At 69.7% G+C, this 20,393-nt stretch carries 14 protein-coding genes; 11 read left to right on the plus strand and 3 right to left on the minus strand.

Features of this window, described 5'->3' with window-relative positions; genetic code table 11:
• Positions 1-43: 43 nt before the first annotated feature.
• On the minus strand, positions 44-2,104 hold the full coding sequence (locus ACZ7M3_RS18830) for a carbohydrate-binding module family 20 domain-containing protein (RefSeq protein ID WP_472064536.1): 2,061 nt from the start codon (positions 2,102-2,104) through the stop codon (positions 44-46).
• A 220-nt stretch (positions 2,105-2,324) separates the two neighbouring features.
• On the opposite strand from ACZ7M3_RS18830, the gene ACZ7M3_RS18835 reads away from it, so the two are divergent.
• The 7 genes from ACZ7M3_RS18835 to ACZ7M3_RS18865 all read left to right on the plus strand — a co-directional run bounded on the left by ACZ7M3_RS18835 (position 2,325) and on the right by ACZ7M3_RS18865 (position 11,681).
• Positions 2,325-3,707 carry an alpha-amylase gene (locus ACZ7M3_RS18835; RefSeq protein ID WP_472064590.1) on the plus strand — a complete coding sequence of 461 codons (1,383 nt, stop codon included), beginning with the start codon at positions 2,325-2,327 and terminating at the stop codon, positions 3,705-3,707.
• Between the two features lie 331 nt (positions 3,708-4,038).
• Entirely contained in the window at positions 4,039-5,328 is a 1,290-nt protein-coding gene (locus ACZ7M3_RS18840; RefSeq protein WP_472064538.1) for an extracellular solute-binding protein, read from the plus strand.
• A gap of 672 nt (positions 5,329-6,000) precedes the next feature.
• Positions 6,001-7,005 (plus strand): carbohydrate ABC transporter permease, encoded by a 1,005-nt coding sequence (locus tag ACZ7M3_RS18845; RefSeq protein WP_388392955.1) that lies wholly within the window; start codon positions 6,001-6,003, stop codon positions 7,003-7,005.
• 12 nt (positions 7,006-7,017) lie between these two features.
• Positions 7,018-7,923, plus strand: coding sequence for a sugar ABC transporter permease (locus ACZ7M3_RS18850; protein WP_054230821.1), 906 nt, complete (start codon positions 7,018-7,020; stop codon positions 7,921-7,923).
• A 77-nt stretch (positions 7,924-8,000) separates the two neighbouring features.
• Complete coding sequence (locus ACZ7M3_RS18855) at positions 8,001-9,650, plus strand: glycoside hydrolase family 13 protein (RefSeq protein ID WP_472064540.1); 1,650 nt, start codon at positions 8,001-8,003, stop codon at positions 9,648-9,650.
• Between the two features lie 25 nt (positions 9,651-9,675).
• A complete protein-coding gene (locus ACZ7M3_RS18860) occupies positions 9,676-10,710 on the plus strand; it encodes a LacI family DNA-binding transcriptional regulator (RefSeq protein ID WP_095858125.1) in 1,035 nt (344 codons plus the stop codon).
• Between the two features lie 110 nt (positions 10,711-10,820).
• Complete coding sequence (locus tag ACZ7M3_RS18865; RefSeq protein WP_355622216.1) at positions 10,821-11,681, plus strand: phosphatase PAP2 family protein; 861 nt, start codon at positions 10,821-10,823, stop codon at positions 11,679-11,681.
• Between the two features lie 107 nt (positions 11,682-11,788).
• On the opposite strand, the gene ACZ7M3_RS18870 is transcribed toward ACZ7M3_RS18865, so the two are convergent.
• A complete protein-coding gene (locus ACZ7M3_RS18870; protein ID WP_472064592.1) occupies positions 11,789-12,676 on the minus strand; it encodes a LysR family transcriptional regulator in 888 nt (295 codons plus the stop codon).
• Positions 12,677-12,823: 147 nt separating this feature from the next.
• Between ACZ7M3_RS18870 and ACZ7M3_RS18875 the strand changes: the two genes are divergently transcribed.
• Positions 12,824-13,741, plus strand: a complete 918-nt coding sequence (locus tag ACZ7M3_RS18875; protein WP_472064542.1) for a DMT family transporter — start codon at positions 12,824-12,826, stop codon at positions 13,739-13,741.
• Positions 13,742-13,809: 68 nt separating this feature from the next.
• Here ACZ7M3_RS18875 and ACZ7M3_RS18880 read toward each other — a convergent pair whose 3' ends face one another.
• Positions 13,810-16,806 (minus strand): bifunctional [glutamine synthetase] adenylyltransferase/[glutamine synthetase]-adenylyl-L-tyrosine phosphorylase, encoded by a 2,997-nt coding sequence (locus ACZ7M3_RS18880; protein ID WP_472064544.1) that lies wholly within the window; start codon positions 16,804-16,806, stop codon positions 13,810-13,812.
• Positions 16,807-17,130: 324 nt separating this feature from the next.
• Here ACZ7M3_RS18880 and ACZ7M3_RS18885 point away from each other — a divergent pair, with 324 nt between their 5' ends.
• From ACZ7M3_RS18885 to ACZ7M3_RS18895, 3 genes are read left to right on the plus strand one after another with little or no spacing between them, the layout of a single operon-like run.
• Positions 17,131-18,021 carry an alkaline phosphatase family protein gene (locus tag ACZ7M3_RS18885; RefSeq protein ID WP_472064546.1) on the plus strand — a complete coding sequence of 297 codons (891 nt, stop codon included), beginning with the start codon at positions 17,131-17,133 and terminating at the stop codon, positions 18,019-18,021.
• Between the two features lies 1 nt (position 18,022).
• A complete protein-coding gene (locus tag ACZ7M3_RS18890) occupies positions 18,023-19,345 on the plus strand; it encodes an MFS transporter (RefSeq protein WP_393015762.1) in 1,323 nt (440 codons plus the stop codon).
• The gene (locus tag ACZ7M3_RS18895; RefSeq protein ID WP_472064548.1) at positions 19,342-20,367 is read left to right on the plus strand and encodes a TolB family protein; all 1,026 of its coding nucleotides are present in this window, start codon (positions 19,342-19,344) and stop codon (positions 20,365-20,367) included. The genes ACZ7M3_RS18890 and ACZ7M3_RS18895 overlap by 4 nt, the downstream gene beginning before the upstream one ends.
• The last annotated feature ends 26 nt before the right edge of the window (positions 20,368-20,393 follow it).

The raw sequence follows: 20,393 nt of genomic DNA on the forward strand, positions 1-20,393 counted from the left end.
GCAAGCTTTACAGCAAGAGTTGTGAAACTCTGAGCAAGAACTTTCAGCGCCAGGTGTCGCTGACGCTGTAGCCCGTTCCCGAACCGGTGCTGTAGGAACGGTTGCTGCCGGACTCCCAGGTCACGTTTCCGGAGGAGTCCTTCTTGATGTATTTGTACGCGAACGACGTCGACTTGGGCACGATGACCAGTCGGCCCCAGTACGGGTACGACGCCGAGGACAGCGGGATCGCGTCGGCGGTGTTCCAGGAGCCCAGGGACGGGATGGAGCCGACGACGTACACGTTGGTGCCGTAGTCGGTGGTGGCGTTCACTCCGAAGGTCACGTCCGTGGCGTTGGCGTCGGCCACGTTCCAGGAGTTGTCGACCTCGACCGCCGAAGTACCGGTGGTGAGTGTCCTGTTGGCGTTGGACTCCCAGGTGACGTTCCCGGACGAATCTCGCTTGATGAACTTGTACTCGATGCTCGTGCTCGCCGGAACGGAGACGTCGGCCTTCCAGATCGGATAGCCCGACGACGACAGTTTCACCGCGTTCGCCGTGTTCCAGCTGCCGAGCGCCGCGACCGAGCCGACCACGTACACATCGGTGCCGGTGGTGGTCGAGGCGTACTCGTCGAAGGTCGCGGTGACGCTGGTGGAACCACCGCCGCCTCCGCCCCCGCTGCCTCCGCCGCAGTTCACCGTGCAGATGTAGTTCGGGTCGTAGAAGGCGACCGCCGACTTCGCGGGCACGGTCAGGGAGGCCTTGCCGCCCGTGACGGTGACGGTGGTCGCGCCACCGTCGATCACGTTCGGGTAGGTCCCGTCGGCCAGGCCCGTCGTGTACGTGTACGTGCTGGCGCCGGAGCTGTTGTTGAGGGCGACGAAGCCCGCGCCGCCCCTGCCGAAGCCGATGACGTTCGAGGACGGGGACTGCCAGTTGGCGACCGCGTAGCCGCTCGCCGCGTTGTGCCAGCCGATCATGCCGGAGACCGCGGTGTTGCGGTCGAGGCAGTACCAGCCGCTCGCGCAGTCGGTGTCGGTGACGAAACCTGCGGAGTTCGGCGGGGCCTCGTCGCTCTGGCTGAAGGTCCAGCCCGAGTAGACGGACGGGCGGCCGTAGCCCCGGGCCAGCTGGAAGACGTTGGCGAGGACCGCGGTGTCGCCGTCCTTGTAGCTGAGCGAGTAGCCGTTGCGCTCGGTGTCGTGGTTGGTGACGAAGGTGTTGGAGTTCGCCTCGGCCGTCAGGCCCCAACCGCTGCCGAAGCTGGACAGGTTGGCGATGTCGCCCTGGAACTGGGACTTCATCTGCGCGGCGAAGGTGAAGTCGAGGACGTCACCGGTGCCGTAGTACTCGTCCTGCGCGGGCGGGGTGCCGGGGTAGATCTCCTGGGTGATGTACGGCGCCGCGCCGGAGGTCGTGGTGTGCAGTCCGGCGACGACGGCGCTCAGATCGGCGGCGTCGATGTGCTTGGCCGCGTCGACACGGAAGCCGTCCACACCCAGGTCGATCTGCTGGTTGAGGAAGCCGATGATCTTCGTGCGGACGCCGCTCTCGGCGGTGTCCAGGTCGGGCAGGCCGAGCAGTTCGCAGTGCTGGACCTCGTACCGGTCGGACCAGTTGGAGATCGTCTTCGTGCAGTCGTCGCTGTCGGCGGGGTCGTAGTCGGGAGTGTCGTACTTGTTGGTGACGACCGTGCCGTTGTAGCCGGTGCCGGTCTGGGCGGCGGTGTGGTTGATCACGGCGTCCGTGTAGACCTTGATGCCGGCCGCGTGACACGTGTCGACCATGGTCCTGAACTGGGCCGCGGTGCCGAAGCGGCTGTTCAGGTTGTAGGCGTAGGGCTGGTAGACGTCCCACCAGTAGTAGTTCGTCTGCTTCAACGACTCCGCGGGCGGGGCGACCTGGACCGCCCCGTAGCCGGCCGGGTCGAGGACGTTCGTGCACTCGGCGGCGACCGACTTCCAGTTCCACTCCCACAGGTTGGCGATCACATCGCCGTTGGGGATGCCGGTGTCGGAGACGGCGGCGTGGGCGGCCGGGGCGGGCAGCGCGGCGGCTCCGCCGAGGGCCAGCAGTCCGGCCGTGGCCAGGGGTAACGCCCGTGATCTGATCCAGCGCATGACGGCAACTCCTTGCGGGGGACGGAGGTGCGGGAACGCGGTCAACTGGGTTGCTGGGGAAGCAAGTTGACCGCGGTGCGAGAGTGGGCGCGGTCAAGGGGCCCCGTCAATACACGCGTTGGAAGTTCTTTCGACATCTTGCTGAAACCCGAACCAACGGATAGCTTCCGTTCCCCCCACCCGCACGACGAAGTGCAGGAGCACCCACATGGCAAGAAACATGGCCAGGAAGACACTTGCCGCCTCGTTCGCCCTCGCGGCGGGCCTGGCGGTCTCGGTGGCCCTCCCCCCGGGTGTCGCGGCGGCTTCCCCGCCCGGCACGAAGGACGTCACCGCCGTTCTGTTCGAGTGGAAATTCGACTCGGTCGCCAAGGAATGCACCAACACGCTGGGCCCGGCCGGTTACGGCTACGTCCAGGTCTCGCCACCCGCCGAGCACATACAGGGCTCGCAGTGGTGGACCTCGTACCAACCAGTGAGCTACCGGATCGCCGGACGGCTCGGTGACGCGACAGCCTTCCAGAACATGATCAATACCTGCCACGCGGCGGGCGTAAAGGTCGTGGCGGACACGGTCGTCAACCACATGGCGGCGGGTTCCGGCACCGGCACCGGCGGATCTTCGTACACGAAGTACAACTACCCCGGCCTGTACTCCTCGTACGACATGGACGACTGCACGGCGACGGTCAGCGACTACACCAACCGCGCCAACGTCCAGAACTGCGAGCTCGTCGGGCTCGCCGACCTGGACACCGGCGAGGAGTACGTCCGCAAGACCATCGCCGGATACATGAACAGCCTGCTCGGGTACGGCGTGGACGGCTTCCGCATCGACGCGGCCAAGCACATCCCGGCGGCCGACCTCGCCAACATCAAGTCGCGGCTGACCAATCCGTCGGTGTACTGGAAGCAGGAGGTCATCTACGGCGCCGGGGAGGCGGTCCAGCCGACCGAGTACACCGGCAACGGCGACGTGCAGGAGTTCCGGTACGCCTACGACCTCAAGCGGGTCTTCAACAACGAGAACCTCGCCTACCTCAAGAACTACGGCGAGGGCTGGGGCTATATGAGCAGCTCCGTCGCGGGGGTCTTCGTCGACAACCACGACACCGAGCGGGGCGGCTCGACGCTCAACTACAAGGACGGGGCGAACTACACCCTCGCCAACGTCTTCATGCTGGCCTACCCGTACGGCGCCCCGGACATCAACTCCGGCTACGAGTGGTCGGACGTGGACGCCGGCCCGCCGAACGGCGGCACGGTCAACGCCTGCTGGCAGGACGGCTGGAAGTGCCAGCACGCCTGGCCGGAGATCAAGTCGATGGTCGCCTTCCGCAACGCCACCCGGGGCCAGTCGGTCACCGACTGGTGGGACGACGGCAACGACGCGATCGCCTTCGGCCGCGGCGCCAAGGGGTACGTGGCCATCAACCACGAGTCGGGCTCGCTGACCCGGACCTATCAGACATCCCTCGCGGCGGGGACGTACTGCAATGTCCAGAACAACACCAGCGTCACGGTGAACGGCTCCGGACAGTTCACGGCGACCCTCGGCGCGAACACGGCGCTGGCGCTCTACGCGGGCAAGACCAGCTGCTGAGCCGGCCTCCGCGAGCCGCGCGGAAGCCTGTACGGAAGCCTGCACGGAAGGTCGTACGGAGCCCCTGCGAACCCCGCGGGAACCCCGCACCGAAAGCGCCGTATCGGACATACCCGATACGGCGCTTTCCTCTCTGCGACCTCTTTGCGACACCTTGCGGTAACGGGAACGTCACGCTTGCGGGATCTTGCGGAAATTTCCTTGCAACGTCTTTCGCAAGGACTTGCAGCGCTGTTAGTTTCCTCCCCAGCCCGGCGGCCGTCGATGGGACAGACGGCACCCGCGGTCCTCCCAAGGGAAGATCCGGGCAAACCCTCTTCTAGGAGTTCATATGCGACGTGGCATATCGATCGCCGCCGCGGTGACCGTCATCGCGCTGACCGCGACCGCCTGTGGTGGTTCCGACGACGACTCGTCGAGCAAGCCGAAAGCCGCCGGCGACATTTCCGGGACGATCACGTACTGGGACACATCGGACGCGGCGACCGAAGCCCCGACGTACAAGGCTCTCATCAAGAAGTTCGAGGCCAAGTACCCGAAGATCAAGGTGAACTACCAGAGCGTCCCGTTCAGCGACGTCGAGCAGAAGTTCAAGTCGGCGGCGAAGAGTGGCAAGGGCGCCCCGGACGTCGTCCGCACCGACGTCGGCCTGATGGCCGAGTACGCCTCGCTCGGTTACATCGCCCCCCTCGACGGCACGATCGCGCTGAAGGACACCTCGGACTTCAACTCGGGCCCGCTGAACACCGCCAAGTACAACGGCAAGACGTACGGCGTCCCCTCGGTCACCGACACCCTGGGTCTCCTCTACAACAAGGACCTCCTGAAGAAGGCCGGCATCGCGCAGCCGCCGACCACCTGGGACGAGTTCATCTCCGACTCGAAGACCATCAAGAAGAAGACCGGGGCGTACGGCACCTACCTCAACCCCGACTCGTACTTCCTGCTCCCGCTGCTCTACAGCAACAACGCGGACATGGCCGACACCTCGGCCAAGAAGATCACCGTCTCCGACGCCAACGCCGTCACCGCGATCACCACGGCGAAGAAGATCCAGGACGAGGCGTCGATGAAGGTCGACTACGCCAACGCCTACCAGAACATGCAGACGGCGTTCAAGACCGGCAAGGTCGCCATGCTGGTCCAGGGTCCCTGGTCGGTCAGCGAGGACCTGGGCGGCAGCGCCTTCAAGGGCAAGGAGACCAACCTCGGCTACGCGCCCGTCCCGGCCGGCCCCGGTGGCAAGGCCCAGGCGCCGACCGGCGGTCACAACCTCGCGGTCTACCAGGGCTCCAAGAACCTGGACGCCGGGTACCTCTTCACCCAGTTCATGACCTCGACCGACAGCCAGGTCGAGATCGCCAAGGGCACCGGCACGCTGCCGACCCGCAAGTCGGCGTACACGGCCGAGGTCACGTCCGACGCCAAGATCGCCGGCTTCAAGCCGATCCTGGAGCAGACCGCCCGTCCGCGCGTCGCGCTGCCGCAGGTCGGCTCGCTCTTCACGCCGCTCGCGCAGAACTACGTGAAGATCCTGCAGGGCAGCGAGGACGTCAAGGCCGGTCTCGACGCCACCGCCAAGGAGTTCCAGAAGCTCCTGCCCGGCTACACCATCGGCTGACCGGGCAACCCCTGATCCACCGGTAACCGAAGAACGCGCAGCCCCGGGGAACGTTTTCCCCGCTGCCGCCCCGAACGGGGCTCCCCCGGGGCTGCGGTCACCGGTTCCCTCAGGATCCCGGCGCCCACCTGATCCCGGGCCCACCAGGCCCCGGGGCCACCGGACCCCCGAACCCCGGGCCACCGGATCCCCAGATCCCGGTCCACCAGGCCCGTGGGGCGCTGGCCCCAGGGGTTGACCAGACCCCGGATCCCGGATCCCGGGTCCCAGACCTCGGGTCACCGGAGTCTGGACGCTGGGTCCACCAGAGCCCCAGGGCTCTGGCCCCGCGGGTTCACCGAGTCCCGGATCCTGGTCCACCAGGCCCCGGACCAACCGGACCCCGGACCCACCGGACCCCGGACCCACCGGACCCCGGACCCACCGGATCTCGGATCCACCAGATCTCGGATCCACCAGATCCCGGACCCCTGGACCCCGGGTTGACCAGCCCCCCAGACTCCCCCGGATCCGGGATCCCGGGTCCACCGGACCCTGGCCCCCGGGCCTCTGGACACCGGACCCACCGGATCCCCGGACCCTGGGCCCACCAGGGCCACCAGCCGCCACGGGCCCACCGGACCCCGGATCCCCCGAGCCCCAGACCTCCGCATTTCCGCCGCGAAAGAGCCGATGAGGATGACGACCGCAGCGAGCACCGAGAAGACCGACCAGCCAGCGCCCGGCAAGAACGCCGCGCGCCCCCCACGCGTTTCGGCGCTCCGGCGGTCCTGGGACAAGTACTGGTACGCCTGGGCCATGGTGACCCCGGTCGCCATCGTCCTCACCGTCCTCGTCCTGTATCCGCTCGGGTACGGCATCTACCAGTCGCTGACCGACGCCAACGAGTCGAACGTGGCGTCCACCATCGGCGCCTTCCACCGCCCGGCCACCTACAAGTTCGTCGGCCTCGACAACTACTGGCACGTGCTGTCGGGCGCGGACAGCGACTTCTACCCCCGCCTGCTGTGGACGGTCATCTGGACGGTGTCCTGCGTGACCCTCCAGGTCGGCATCGGCATGGGCCTCGCGGTGCTGCTCAACCGCAAGGTCCGCTTCCGCGGTTTCTACCGCGCCATGCTGATCCTGCCCTGGGCCGTCCCCTCGTTCATCGGCGTCTTCGCCTGGCGGCTGATGCTCAACTCCCAGTACGGCGTCTTCAACGAGATCATCACCGCGTTCGGCCTGCCGGCCCAGGACTGGCTCGGCACCCCGCTCGCCCAGAAGATCGCCGTCATCATGGTGAACGTCTGGATCGGCGTCCCCTTCAACATGGTCGCGGTGCTCGGCGGACTCCAGTCCATCCCCAAGGAGCTGTACGAGGCCGCCGAGATGGACGGCGCCTCCCCCTGGCAGCGCTTCGTCAACGTGACGCTGCCCGGTCTGCGCCCGGTGTCGAACACGGTGATCCTGCTCGGCTGCATCTGGACGTTCAACATGTTCAACGTCATCTATCTGCTGTTGGGCAACAACACGAGCGGCGACGCCGACATCCTCGTCACCTTCGCCTTCCGCAAGGCGTTCACCGGCATCTCGGACTACGCGGGCGCGGCGACGTACGGGATCATCATCCTCGCCCTCCTGCTGGCCTTCTCGACCTTCTACCGCCGCAGCACCCTGAAGTCCGAGCAGGCGTAAGGAGCCCTCGCCATGACCGCAGCAACCCACGAGTCCTCCGCGACCGCCACCGCCGGCCGGTCCGCCGTGGCCACCCCCCGCAAGGTGCGCGGCCGCGAGGAACGCAGCCTCGGCTCCTCGATCGCCCTGCACGGCACGCTGATCGTCGCCACGGTGATCGCGGCCTTCCCGGTGATGTGGATCCTGTTCATCTCGCTCGGCCCGAAGAACGCCTGGCAGCAGCCGAGCGAGGTGTTCTCGCACCTCAGCCTGCACAACTACAGCGATGTGCTGTCCCAGACGGACCTGCCGAAGTGGTTCCTGAACACCGTCGTCGTGGCGGGCGGCACCACCGTGCTCGGCGTCTTCCTCGCGGCGACCGCCGGATACGCGGTGTCCCGGATGAAGTTCCCCGGCAGCAGGCAGCTGATGTGGACCTTCCTGGTCACGCAGATGTTCCCCAGTATCGTGCTGATCGTGCCGCTTTATCTCCTTATGTCCGAGCTGAACCTGCTGGACAACTACCTCGGTCTGATCCTGGCGTACGCGACGACGGCGGTGCCGTTCTGCGCCTGGATGATGAAGGGGTACTTCGACACCATCCCCAAGGAGATAGACGAGGCGGGCCGGGTCGACGGGCTCACCCCGTTCGGCACGTTCTGGCGGCTGATCGTGCCGCTGGCCAAGCCGGGCCTCGCCGTGACCGCGTTCTACAGCTTCCTCACCGCCTGGGGCGAGGTCGCGTACGCCACGCAGTTCATGCAGTCCGACCACTACACGCTCGCCGTCGGCATCCGCACCTTCGCGCAGGACCAGCGGCCCGACTGGGCGTGGACCTCGGCCACGGCGATCATCATCACCCTTCCGGCGGCCCTCGTCTTCATGCTGGTGCAGCGCAGCCTGGTCTCCGGTCTGACGGCCGGAGGCACGAAATCCTGACGGCCCGCCCGCACTTAGCGGACCCCTCGTACTCAGCCAGCGCCTCCGTCGTTCCCCCCGCACCCCTAAGGGAATCCATGACCCAGCACGTCACCGACGCACTCCCCACCGACGCCTCCTCCGCCGCCTCCGGGCGCCGGGAGTGGTGGCGCGACGCGGTCATCTACCAGGTCTATCCGCGCAGCTTCGCCGACGGCAACGGCGACGGCATGGGTGACCTGCCCGGCGTCCGGGCCCGGCTCCCGTACCTGAAGGAACTCGGCGTCGACGCGGTGTGGCTGTCCCCCTTCTACGCCTCCCCACAGGCGGACGCGGGCTACGACGTGGCCGACTACCGCGCGGTGGACCCGATGTTCGGCAACCTCACGGACGCCGACGACCTGGTGCGGGACGCGCACGGGCTGGGGCTGCGGGTGATCGTCGACCTGGTGCCCAACCACTGCTCGGACCAGCACGAGTGGTTCAAGCAGGCGCTGCGCGAGGGCTCGGGTTCGCCGATCCGGGAGCGCTTCCACTTCCGTCCCGGCAAGGGCGACGACGGCGAACTGCCTCCCAACGACTGGGAGTCCATCTTCGGCGGGCCTGCCTGGACCCGCGTCGAGGACGGCGAGTGGTACCTGCACCTGTTCGCGCCCGAGCAGCCCGACTTCAACTGGGACCACCCGGCCGTCCACGACGAGTTCCGCTCCATCCTGCGCTTCTGGCTGGACCTCGGCATCGACGGCTTCCGCATCGACGTCGCCCACGGCCTCGTCAAGGCGGCGGGTCTGCCCGACATCGGCCACGACGAGCAGGTCAAGCTGCTGGGCACCGAGGCCGTGCCGTACTTCGACCAGGACGGCGTGCACGAGATCTACCGCAGCTGGCGGCGGATCCTCGACGAGTACACGGGCGAGCGCATCGCGGTGGCCGAGGCGTGGACGCCGACCGTCGAGCGCAGCGCGCTGTACCTGCGCCCGGACGAGCTGCACCAGGCCTTCAACTTCTCCTATCTGACCACCGGTTGGAACGCGGCGGACCTGCGCCAGGTCATCGACCGCTCGCTCGGCGCCATGAACGCCGTGCACGCGCCCGCGACCTGGGTCCTCTCCAACCACGACGTGGTACGGCACTCCACGCGTCTCGCGGAAGGGGACGAGGCGCGTGGTCTGCGCCGGGCCCGGGCAGCGACCCTGCTCATGCTGGCGCTGCCCGGCTCGGCGTACCTCTACCAGGGCGAGGAGCTCGGGCTGCCCGAGGTCGTCGACCTGCCCGACGAGGTCCGCCAGGACCCGGCGTTCTTCCGCAGCGCGGGCCAGGACGGCACCCGCGACGGCTGCCGGGTGCCGCTGCCGTGGTCCGGCGAGGCCGCGCCGTTCGGCTTCGGCCCGGTCGAGGGCGGCCCGAGCTGGCTGCCGCAGCCGGCCTCCTGGAAGAACCTCACGGTCGAGGCGCAGGAGGGCGACCCCACCTCGACGCTGGAGTTCTACCGCAGCGCGCTCGCCGTGCGCCGCGAGCACCCGGCGCTCGGCGCGGGCCGCCAGGTGACCTGGCTGCCGACGCCCGACGGGGTCCTCGCCTTCCGCCGGGACACCGCCGAGGGCTCCTTCGTCTGCACGGTGAACCTCACCGCGGCCCCCGTCCCCTTCCCTACTCCCGGCACGTTGCTGCTCGCCGGCGCGGACGTCGAGCCGGGTACCGAAACGACCGAACTGCCCGCAGATTCAACGGTCTGGTGGGCAGTCTGAGATGCGACCGGTACAGTCCAATCCTGTGACCACACGGCTTGCCGACATCGCAGCCCAGGCGGGGGTCAGCGAGGCGACTGTCAGCCGCGTCCTGAACGGGAAGCCGGGCGTCGCCGCGACCACCCGCCAGTCCGTCCTGGCCGCGCTCGACGTCCTGGGCTATGAGCGTCCGGTCCGGCTGCGGCAGCGCAGCGAAGGCCTGGTGGGCCTGATCACCCCGGAGCTGGAGAACCCCATATTTCCGGCCCTGGCGCAAGTCATCGGCCAGGCCCTGACCCGTCAGGGCTACACCCCGGTCCTCGCCACCCAGACACCGGGCGGCTCCACCGAGGACGAGCTGACGGAGATGCTGGTGGACCGGGGCGTCGCCGGCATCATCTTCGTCTCCGGTCTGCACGCCGACACCTCGGCGGACATGCAGCGCTACGAGCAGCTGCGCGCCCAGGGCGTCCCGTTCGTCCTGGTCGACGGTTTCTCGCCGAAGGTCCAGGCGCCCTTCATCTCCCCGGACGACCGCGCGGCGATGGCCCTCGCGGTCACGCACCTCGTCTCGCTCGGGCACACCAACATCGGACTCGCCCTGGGTCCGAAGCGGTTCGTGCCCGTGCAGCGGAAGATCGAGGGCTTCGTGCGCACGATGCAGGAGCAGTTGGGGCTGAGCCCGGCCGACATCGAGGAGCGACTGGTCCAGCACTCGTTGTACACCCTGGAGGGCGGTCAGGCCGCGGCCACCGCCCTCATGGACCGGGCGTGCACGGCGGTGGTCTGCGCGAGCGACATGATGGCCCTCGGCGCGATAAGGGCGGCTCGGCAGCGGGGCCTGGAGGTGCCGAAGGACATATCGGTCGTCGGCTTCGACGACTCCCCCCTGATCGCCTTCACCGACCCACCCCTGACGACGATCCGCAAGCCGGTCCCGGCCATGGGACAGGCTGCCGTGCGGACGTTGCTGGAGGAGATCGGTGGAACTCCGGCGCCGCACAGTGAATTCGTGTTCATGCCGGAACTGGTGGTGCGCGGTTCGACCGCTTCGGCCCCTGGGGACCGGAATCGTCCCTAAGGAGGAGCGCATACGTTGCGCGTAGGACTCCTCCCGTCGTAGAACGTGCGGCCAGGACCCAACCAAGGGATGATCGGTCGCGGAACGCTTTTCTGGCAGACTTTGTGCCTATGGGTGAGACGACCGTGACGACACTGGAAGGCCAGGACCGGGCCGCTCCACGCCCCGTCGCGGAGGAGAACGCGGGGAAGGCGTTCCTGCGCCGGCTGCGCACCCCGCGTCGCCCCCGCTTCTGGTTCGAGATCCTGCTCATCGCCGTGAGTTACTGGACGTACTCACTGATCCGCAACGCCGTGCCCGAGCAGAAGCAGGAGGCGCTGCGCAACGCCGACTGGCTGTGGCGCATGGAGCACCATCTCGGGATCGCCGTCGAGCAGTCGGTCAACCACGCCGTGAACTCGGCGACATGGCTGATCATCGGGATGAACTACTACTACGCGACGCTGCACTTCGTCGTGACGCTCGGTGTCCTGGTGTGGCTCTATCGCAGCCACCCCGGCCGGTACGCGGCGGCGCGCCTCGCGCTCTTCGCCACCACGGCGGTGGCCCTGCTCGGCTACTACTTCTTCCCGCTGGCCCCGCCCCGCCTGATGAACGGCGGCGACTTCGTCGACACGGTGGTCGTCCACCACACGTGGGGTTCCATGGCCTCCGGGGACCTCAAGCACATGTCGAACCAGTACGCCGCGATGCCGTCGATGCACATCGGCTGGTCCCTGTGGTGCGGTCTGACCATCTTCGCCCTGGCCTCGGTGCCGTGGGTGCGCGTCCTGGGCCTGCTCTACCCGGCGGCCACGCTGCTGGTCATCGTCTCCACCGCCAACCACTTCTGGCTGGACGCGGTGGGCGGCATGCTGTGCCTGACCTTCGGCTTCACGGTCGCCCGCCTCTGGTACGGCACTCTGCCGTACGCCCTGCCCCGCTGGGTTCCCGGAACGCGTGGCGCGCCCCTGGTGCCGCTGGAGACCTGACACCCTGAGCTGTCGTCGCACGGGCCCGTCGGTGACCGACGGGCCCGTTCGCCGTCCGCCGGGGCGATACGTCCCGTCTCGCGGCCCTCGCCACTCGGCGTGAGCCGTCACCGGTCGGGGTGGGCCGCGCCCCGGAGCGCGTCCAGCAGTCCGCGCAGCGCCGGCCGCTCGGCCGCGCCGGGACCCGCTTCCCGTACCGCCGCGTAAAGGACCCGCACCGGCTCGGGGGCGCGCACCTTCCGCACCACCACACCAGGGTGCCGGCTCCCCAGCCCGAGCCGGGGAATCAGACTCACTCCGAGCCCGGCCGCCACGAATCCCTGAGCGGTGGCGTAGTCCTCGCTCTGCACCGCGAACGAGGGCCGGAACCCGGCAGTCGCACAGGCGTCCAACTGGGCGTCGAGACAGGGCCCCGGCCACTCGCTCCCGACCCACGGCTCATCGGCCAGCTCCGCCAGTTCGAGCAGCCGCCGCCCCGCGAGCCGATGGCCCCTGGGCAGCACGACCCGGTACGGATCATCGAGCAGACGTTCGAGCCGTATGCCTTCGGGACCGGTACCGTCGGCCCGCACCACCAGGGCCAGATCGGCCCGCCCCTCCTTCACGTCGGGCAGCGGATCCTCCACATCGATCAGCTTCAACTCCACCCGTACGCCGGGATGCTCACGCCGAAACCGCGCGACGGCGGGAGCGACCAGTGCGGCCCCGGCCGTGGCGAAGTACCGCACCGCGAGCCGCCCCGTCCGCCCCGCCCGCAGATCCGCGAGGGCGATCTCCGCCTCGGCGACCTGCCGCCCGATGGCGTCCGCGTACTCGGTCAGCAGCAGCCCCGCCGCGGTGGGCCGCACCCCGCGCCCGACCCGCTCCAGCAGCTCGGTCCCCGCCTGCTTCTCCAGCGCCCCGATCTGCTGGCTGACGGCGGACGGCGTGTACCCCAGATCCGCCGCGGCCGCCGTCACCGACCCGCTGCTGACCACAGCCCGCAGCACCTGCATACGCCGCACATCAAGCATGAAGCACACCTTAACAGTGCATGCAAAACACTTCACTTGTCCTCAAACCAAAAACCACGGACGGTAGGACGCATGCCAAGCCCCCCAGCCACCTCCCCCCTCCGTTCCTCTCCCCGTTCCTCTCTCCGTATGGCCACCCTGGCGCTCCTCTGGGGCTCCGGCTTCCTCTGGATCAAGGTGGCCCTGGACCACGGCCTGTCCCCCGCCCACCTCACCGTCACGCGCTGCGCCCTGGGCACGGCGGTCCTCCTGCTCCTGGCCCGCGGGGCGCGCCAGCGCCTCCCCCGCTCCCGCGCCCTCTGGCTCCATGTGACCGTCGCGGCGCTGTTCTGCAACGCGATCCCCTTCGCCCTCTTCGCACTCGGCGAGCAGACGGTCGACTCGGGGATCGCGGGCGTCATGAACGCGACCACTCCCCTCTGGTCGCTCCTCCTGGGCGCGGTTCTCGGCACGGACCGCGCCCTCCACCCCCTGCGCCTGGCCGGTCTGTTCCTCGGCTTCGCGGGCGTCCTGCTGATCTTCGCCCCCTGGCAGCACGGCGGCCTGGCCGGCTGGGGCGCCGGAGCCCTCCTGGCCGCCGCGGCCAGCTATGCGATCGCCTTCACCTACATGGCCCGCCACCTCACCCCGCGCGGCGCCCCCCTGGCCGTATCGGCGGCCCAACTCCTCATGGCCACGGCCTGGACGACCCTGGCCCTCCCCACGGCGGCCCCCACCCACCCCGACAGCACGGCTCTGCTGGCCGTCACCGTCCTCGGTGTCTTCTCCACCGGCCTGACCTTCTACCTCAACTACCGCATGATCGCCGAGGAGGGCCCCACCAGCGCGGCCACGGTCGGCTACCTGCTCCCCGTCGTGTCCGTGACACTCGGCGCCCTGGTCCTGAACGAGACGCTCGGCCCCCGCACCCTGGCGGGCATGGCGGTGGTCCTGGCCGGAGTGGCAGCCACCCGCACCCGCCCCCGGACGGAAGGGGCCGTGCCGGTAAGTCAAAGCCCGTCGCTTACGTCCGGGCCTGGAAGCGGCTCCCCACAGGGAAACGCCTGATCCGGCGGCGACGGGCTGACGTACCGGCACGGCCCCGACCCGCCCACCATGCCGCAGACCCCCATGGCTCACGCCCCGTAGAACAGCACCTCCACCACGGCCCGAGCCCGCCGAGTGATCCGCCGGTAGTCCTCGAGCATGTCGCCGACATGACCGGGCCCGTACCCCAAGTACCGCCCGACCGCGGCGAGTTCACGCCCGTCGGAAGGAAACGTGTCCCCGGCCCGCCCCCGTACCAGCATCACCGCGTTGCGCACCCGCGTGGCCAGCACCCACGCCTCGTCCAGGATGACGGCGTCCTCTCCGGACACCAGCTCCGCCGCGCACGCCGCGCCCAGCGCCTCCCGTGTCCGAGTGGTCCGCAGCCCCGGCTCCACCCACCCGTGCTGCAACTGGAACAGCTGCACGGTCCACTCCACGTCGGACAGCCCGCCCCGCCCCAGCTTGGTGTGCAGCGTCGGATCGGCCCCGCGGGGCATCCGCTCCGACTCCATCCGGGCCTTCAGCCGCCGGATCTCCCGTACGGCGTCGTCGCCGAGCCCCTCCGCGGGATACCGCAACGGATCGACCAGCTCGATGAACCGCCGCCCCAGTTCCTCGTCCCCCGCGACGAACTCGGCCCGCAAGAGGGCCTGCGACTCCCACACCAACGACCACCGCCGGTAGTACGCCCCGTAGGAGTTCAGCGTCCGCACCAACGGCCCGGACTTCCCCTCGGGCCGCAGATCGGCGTCGATCAGCAAGGGCGGATCCGCACTGGAGACCTGAAGCAACCGCCGCATCTCCGAGACGACCGCGTTGGCCGCCCGGGATGCCTCCTGCTCGTCGACACCCTCCCGGGGCTCATGCACGAACAGCACATCCGCATCGGACCCGTAACCGAGCTCGTGCCCCCCGAACCGCCCCATCCCGATGACGGCGAACCGCGTGGGCAGCGTGTCCCCCCACCTGTCCCGCACCACGGCCCGCAGAGTCCCGGCCAGCGTCGCCGCCGTCAGGTCGGACACCGCCCCGCCCACCTGATCCACCAGCGCGCCCTGATCGGCGACGGCCGGCGTCTCCTCGGTGCCGTACGAGGCGACGATGTCCGCGGCGGCCGTACGGAACAGCTCCCGCCGCCGCACACCACGCGCGGCGGTCACCGCCTGCTCGCCCCCGTCGGCCCGCCTCACCGCGGCAAGGATCTCCTGCTCCAGATGGGCACGGCCGCGCGGTTCGAGCCCGCCCCCGTCCCCGTCGCCGAGCAGCGCGACGGCCTCCGGCGCCCGCATCAGCAGGTCCGGAGCGAGCCGCCCGGCCGACAGCACCCGCGCCAGGTTCTCCGCCGCGGCCCCTTCGTCCCTCAACAGCCTCAGATACCAAGGGGTCTTGCCCAGGGCGTCCGACACCTTGCGGAAGTTCAGCAACCCGGCGTCGGGGTCGGCGGAATCCGCGAACCACCCCAACAGCACGGGCAGCAGGGTCCGCTGGATCGCGGCCTTCCGCGAGACACCGGAAGCCAGCGCCTCCAAATGCCGCAGCGCAGCGGCCGGATCGGCGTACCCGAGGGCGACGAGCCGCTCCCGCGCCGCGTTCGGACTCAGTCGGCTCTCGCCCGGGGCGAGTTGGGCCACGGCGTCCAGCAGCGGCCGGTAGAACAGCTTCTCGTGCAGCCGCCGTACGACAGCCGCATGCCGCTTCCACTCACGGTTCAGCTCGACGACGGGATCGGCCCGAAGCCCGAGCGACCGCCCGATGCGCCGCAGATCGGCATCGTCCTCGGGCACCAGATGGGTCCGCCGCAGCCGGTAGAGCTGTATCCGGTGCTCCATGGACCGCAGGAACCGATAGGCGTCGTCGAGCTGCACGGCGTCGGCCCGCCCGACATACCCACCGGCCGCGAGTGCCTTCAACGCGTCCAGCGTGGTCCCGCTGCGCAGCGAGGTGTCGGCCCGCCCGTGCACCAACTGGAGGAGCTGCACGGCGAATTCGACATCGCGCAGTCCCCCCGGTCCGAGTTTCAGCTCGCGCTCGATCTCGGCGACGGGGATGTTCTCCACGACCCGCCGCCGCATCTTCTGTACGTCGGCGACGAAGTTCTCCCGCTCGGCGGCGTGCCACACCAGGGGCGCCAGCGTGGCCACGTACTCCTCGCCGAGTCCGAGGTCCCCGGCCACGGGCCGCGCCTTCAACAGGGCCTGGAACTCCCAGGTCTTGGCCCACCGCTGGTAGTAGGCGAGGTGACTGCTCAGGGTCCGTACCAGCGGCCCGTTCCGCCCCTCGGGCCGCAGATTCGCGTCGACGGGCCAGATGCTGCCCTCGACGGTGGTCTCGGAACAGATCCGCATCATGTGGGAGGCGAGCCGGGTGGCGGCCTGCAGCGCCTTGCGCTCGTCAGCCCCTTCCACCGCCTCCCCCACGAAGATGACATCGACGTCGGACACGTAGTTCAGCTCGTGCCCCCCGCACTTCCCCATCGCGACCACCGCGAGCCTGCACAGCGCGGCGTCGTCGGGCGCGGCGCGGCCGGCGATGGCGAGCGCGGCGCGCAGGGTGGCCGTGGCGAGGTCGGCGAGTTCGGCGGCGGTCTGGGCGAGGTCGGTGGTGCCGCACACGTCACGTGCGGCGATGGACAGCAGGCAGCGCCGGTAGGCGACGCGCAGGGCGACGGGATCGGTCGCCTGCGCCAGCCCCCGCTCGAACTCCCGTACCCCGGGATGGAGGTCCTGCGGCTCGTACGTCACGAGCTCCTGCCAGTCGCGCGGGTGCCGGGCGAGGTGGTCGGCGAGGGCGGCGGAGGCACCGAGGACGCCGAGCAGCCGGTCGCGCAGCGGCTTGGCCGCGATCAGGGTGTCGAGGAGTTCCCGCTCGGCGATGTGACCGTCCTGCGCCTCGACGAGCCGGACGAGCCCGAGCAGGGCGAGATCGGGGTCGGCGGTGGCGCCGAGCGCGTCGAGGAGCACCGGATCGGACCGTACGGGCTCGAGCTCCGCGCCGTCCAGGAGCCGCTCGGCGGCCGACGGATCGGTGAAACCGTGTCGCAGCAGCCGCGTGAAGGTACTGCTCCTGCGCCCCGGCGCCATCATCCTGGGCCCTCCCGTCGGATCAGGTCGCACGACCGGTCCGATCAAGGTCGTACGAGCCCGAGCCTAACCCCGGTCCCCACGGTGGCGCCCCGCACCGGAACCGGCTTCCGTGGGAGGTGTCCTCGGATGCGGCCCGTGCGAGCGGCGAGGAGGGCAGGAAAAGAAGGAAGGCGAGCGGGGTGGCGACGACCGCGCAGGCCGGGAGGTGAGCAGTTCATCAGGTCTTCACCCCGCCGGTTGGGTGCCTTGGCACAGGGGAATGTTGGCGTGTGCATGCTCTGTCCGCACCGCCACCGTCGCCTTCCCCCCCACCGGAGGTCTGAAGTGTCCGGCAGAAACGTGTACCGCCGCAGTCGTGCCGTCGTGGCGTCCGCCCTCGCCTTCACCGCAGCCGCGGTGGGCCTGTGGACCGGCCTCGGCGGCTCCACCACCGCGCACGCCGCGGCCGGGGTGCCGACCCCGGACCACGTGGTCGTCGTGGTCTTCGAGAACCACGCGTACAGCCAGGTGATCGGCTCCTCCAGCGCCCCGTACATCAACTCGCTCAAGACCGGCGGCGCCAACCTCACCTCGTCGTACGCCTTGACGCACCCGAGCCAGCCCAACTACTACGCCCTCTTCTCCGGCTCCACCCAGGGCGTCACGGACGACAGCTGTGTCACCCCCGGCTTCTCCTCCGCCGCGAACCTCGCCTCCGAGGTGATCGCGGCGGGCAGGACCTGGGCCAGCTACAACGAGACGCTGCCCAGCCAGGGCTCCACGACGTGCAGCAGCGGCAACTACGCGCGGAAGCACAACCCGTGGTTCGGCTTCAGCAACGTACCGACGTCGACCGCGAAGACCTTCACCCAGTTCCCGACGGACTACACGACGCTTCCGCAGGTCTCCTTCGTGGTCCCCAACCTGTGCAGCGACATGCACGACTGCTCGGTGTCGACCGGTGACACCTGGCTGAAGAACAAGCTGGGCGCGTACGCGACCTGGGCCAAGACCCACAACAGCCTGCTCGTCGTCACCTTCGACGAGGACAACCGGCTCAGCGGCAACAAGATCCCGACCGTGTTCTACGGCCAGCAGGTGACCGCGGGATCCACCAGCTCGACCACCTACAACCACTACGACCTGCTGCGCACCCTGGAGGACTCGCAGGGCCTGTCGACACACGCGGGCAACGCCGCCTCCGGCAAGGACATCACCGGCATCTGGACGTCCTGAGATGTACGTGGCGGACAGCCGCGCCTCCACGAGTGCGGCGTCCGCGGAAGGCGCCGTCCGGCCTCGTGCCGGACGGCGCCGTGCCGCGGTCGCGCCCACGGTGCTGGCGCTCGGCACGGTCAGTCTCATCACCGACGTCTCCTCGGAGATGGTCACGGCGGTACTGCCCCTGTACCTGGTGACGGGCCTCGGCCTGTCACCGCTGGGCTTCGGCCTCCTGGACGGCATCTACAACGGCTTCTCGGCACTCGTCCGGCTGATCGGGGGCCACCTGGCCGACCGCGGCGGCGGCCGCCACAAGTGGGTGGCGGGCTTCGGCTACGCCCTCTCGGCGGCCTGCAAGCCCCTGCTGCTCCTGGCCCACACGCTCACCCCGATCGGCCTGATCCTGGCCGCCGACCGCACCGGCAAGGGCCTGCGCACGGCCCCACGCGACGCGCTGATCTCACTGTCGAGCACGCCGGAGACACGGGGGCGCGCGTTCGGCGTGCACCGGGCGATGGACACGGCGGGCGCGCTGTTCGGTCCCCTCGTGGCCTTCCTGATCCTGCGGGCCACGGTCGACGGGTACGACGCGGTGTTCACGGTGAGCTTCTGCGTGGCGGTGGTGGGCGTACTGGTCCTGGTGCTGTTCGTGCCGAACGGTGCGCGTACGACAGCGACAAGGGCAGGAACCCAGACGGCACCGCAGAAGACCTCCGGGGACACCGCACCCCGCCCCACCCTGCGCGCGGCCCTCGCCCTCCTCGCCCGCCCCGACCTGCGCCGCGTCACCCTCTGCGCGCTCCTCCTGGGCCTCGCGACGGTCAGCGACTCCTTCGTCTACCTGCTCCTCCAGCGGCGCCTGGGCGTACCGGACCGCTGGTTCGCGCTGCTGCCCCTCGGCACGGCGGCGGCGTTCCTGCTCCTGGCCGTCCCGCTCGGCCGCCTCGCGGACCGGGTCGGCCGCTGGCGGGTGTTCCTGGCCGGCCACGGCGCCCTGCTCCTCGCGTACGCCCTCCTGCTCACCTCCTGGCACGGAACGGCACTGCCCTACGCCGTCCTGCTCCTGCACGGCTGCTTCTACGCCGCCACCGACGGCGTGCTGATGGCGGTGGCCTCGGAGAGCGTGCCCGAGGAACTGCGCTCGTCCGGTCTCGCCCTCGTCCAGACGGGCCAGGCCCTGGCCCGATTCGTCTGCTCGCTCGGCTTCGGCGCGGCGTGGACGGCTTGGGGCGACCGTACGGCGCTCACGGCGTCGACGGTGGCGCTGGCACTCTGCGCCCTGTTCGCGCTCACACTCCGCCGTCCCACCCCCTCCGCACCTTCAGAAGGCCTCGCATGACCCTTCGTGCCCGCATCCTGGTCCTGATCTCGGCGCTGGTCGTGCTGGCGGGCGTGGCCACGGCCTCCGTCCTGCACGCCTCGGCCCGCGCGGACCGCAAGAACCAGACCCAGCCCGGCGGCCCGAGGATCACCGGGGGCACGGTCGCGCTCGCCACCGGGTCCGGGAGCCGCATGATCTTCCGGAACATGGCCTGGGGCCCGCACCGCGACGAACTGACGACGGTCCCGGCGTCGAACCCCTCGGGGCCCCGCACGGCGTCGAAGGTCAAGTGCCTCCGCTTCTACGCGGCCGCGGGCACCGGCGTCTGTCTCCAGTCGGTGCACGGCCCGGTCCAGGACACCTACCGGGCCGTCATCCTCGACACGCGCCTGCGCGAGTCGGCCCGCTACGACGTCCCCGGCATCCCGTCCCGCGCCCGCGTCTCCCCCAGCGGCCGGTACGCCGCGTGGACGGCCTTCGTCGGCGGCGACTCGTACGCGGGGACGAACTTCTCCACGCGCGCGGCGATCGTGGACACGAGAACGGGGAAACTGACCCCCTCCGTGGAGGCGTTCCGCGTCGTGAAGGACGGCAGGACGTACCACGCGGCGGACATCAACTTCTGGGGCGTCACGTTCGCGGCCGACGACCGCACGTTCTACGCGACGCTGGCGACGAAGGGCAGGACGTACCTGGTCCGAGGAGACCTCCGGGCCCGCACCGTCACGACCCTGCACACCAACGTCGAATGCCCGTCCCTCTCCCCCGACGGCACGCGCGTCGCCTACAAGAAGCGCGTGCCGGGCCTGTCGAAGGACGCCCCCTGGCACCTGTACGTCCTCGACCTGCGCACGATGCGCGAAACCCCGCTGGCCGAGTCCCGCAGCGTCGACGACCAGGCGGTCTGGCGCGACGACCGCACGATCGTCTACGCCCTCCCCGGCGACTACGGAGCCGACCTCTACACCGTCCCGTCCGACGGCACGGGCAAGCCGCGCCGCATCAGCACCGCGGCGGTGTCTCCCGCGTACGTGAACTAGCCGACGGCGTACGGGAACCAGGCGAA

Source organism: Streptomyces sp. NPDC111656 (genome assembly GCF_055656965.1).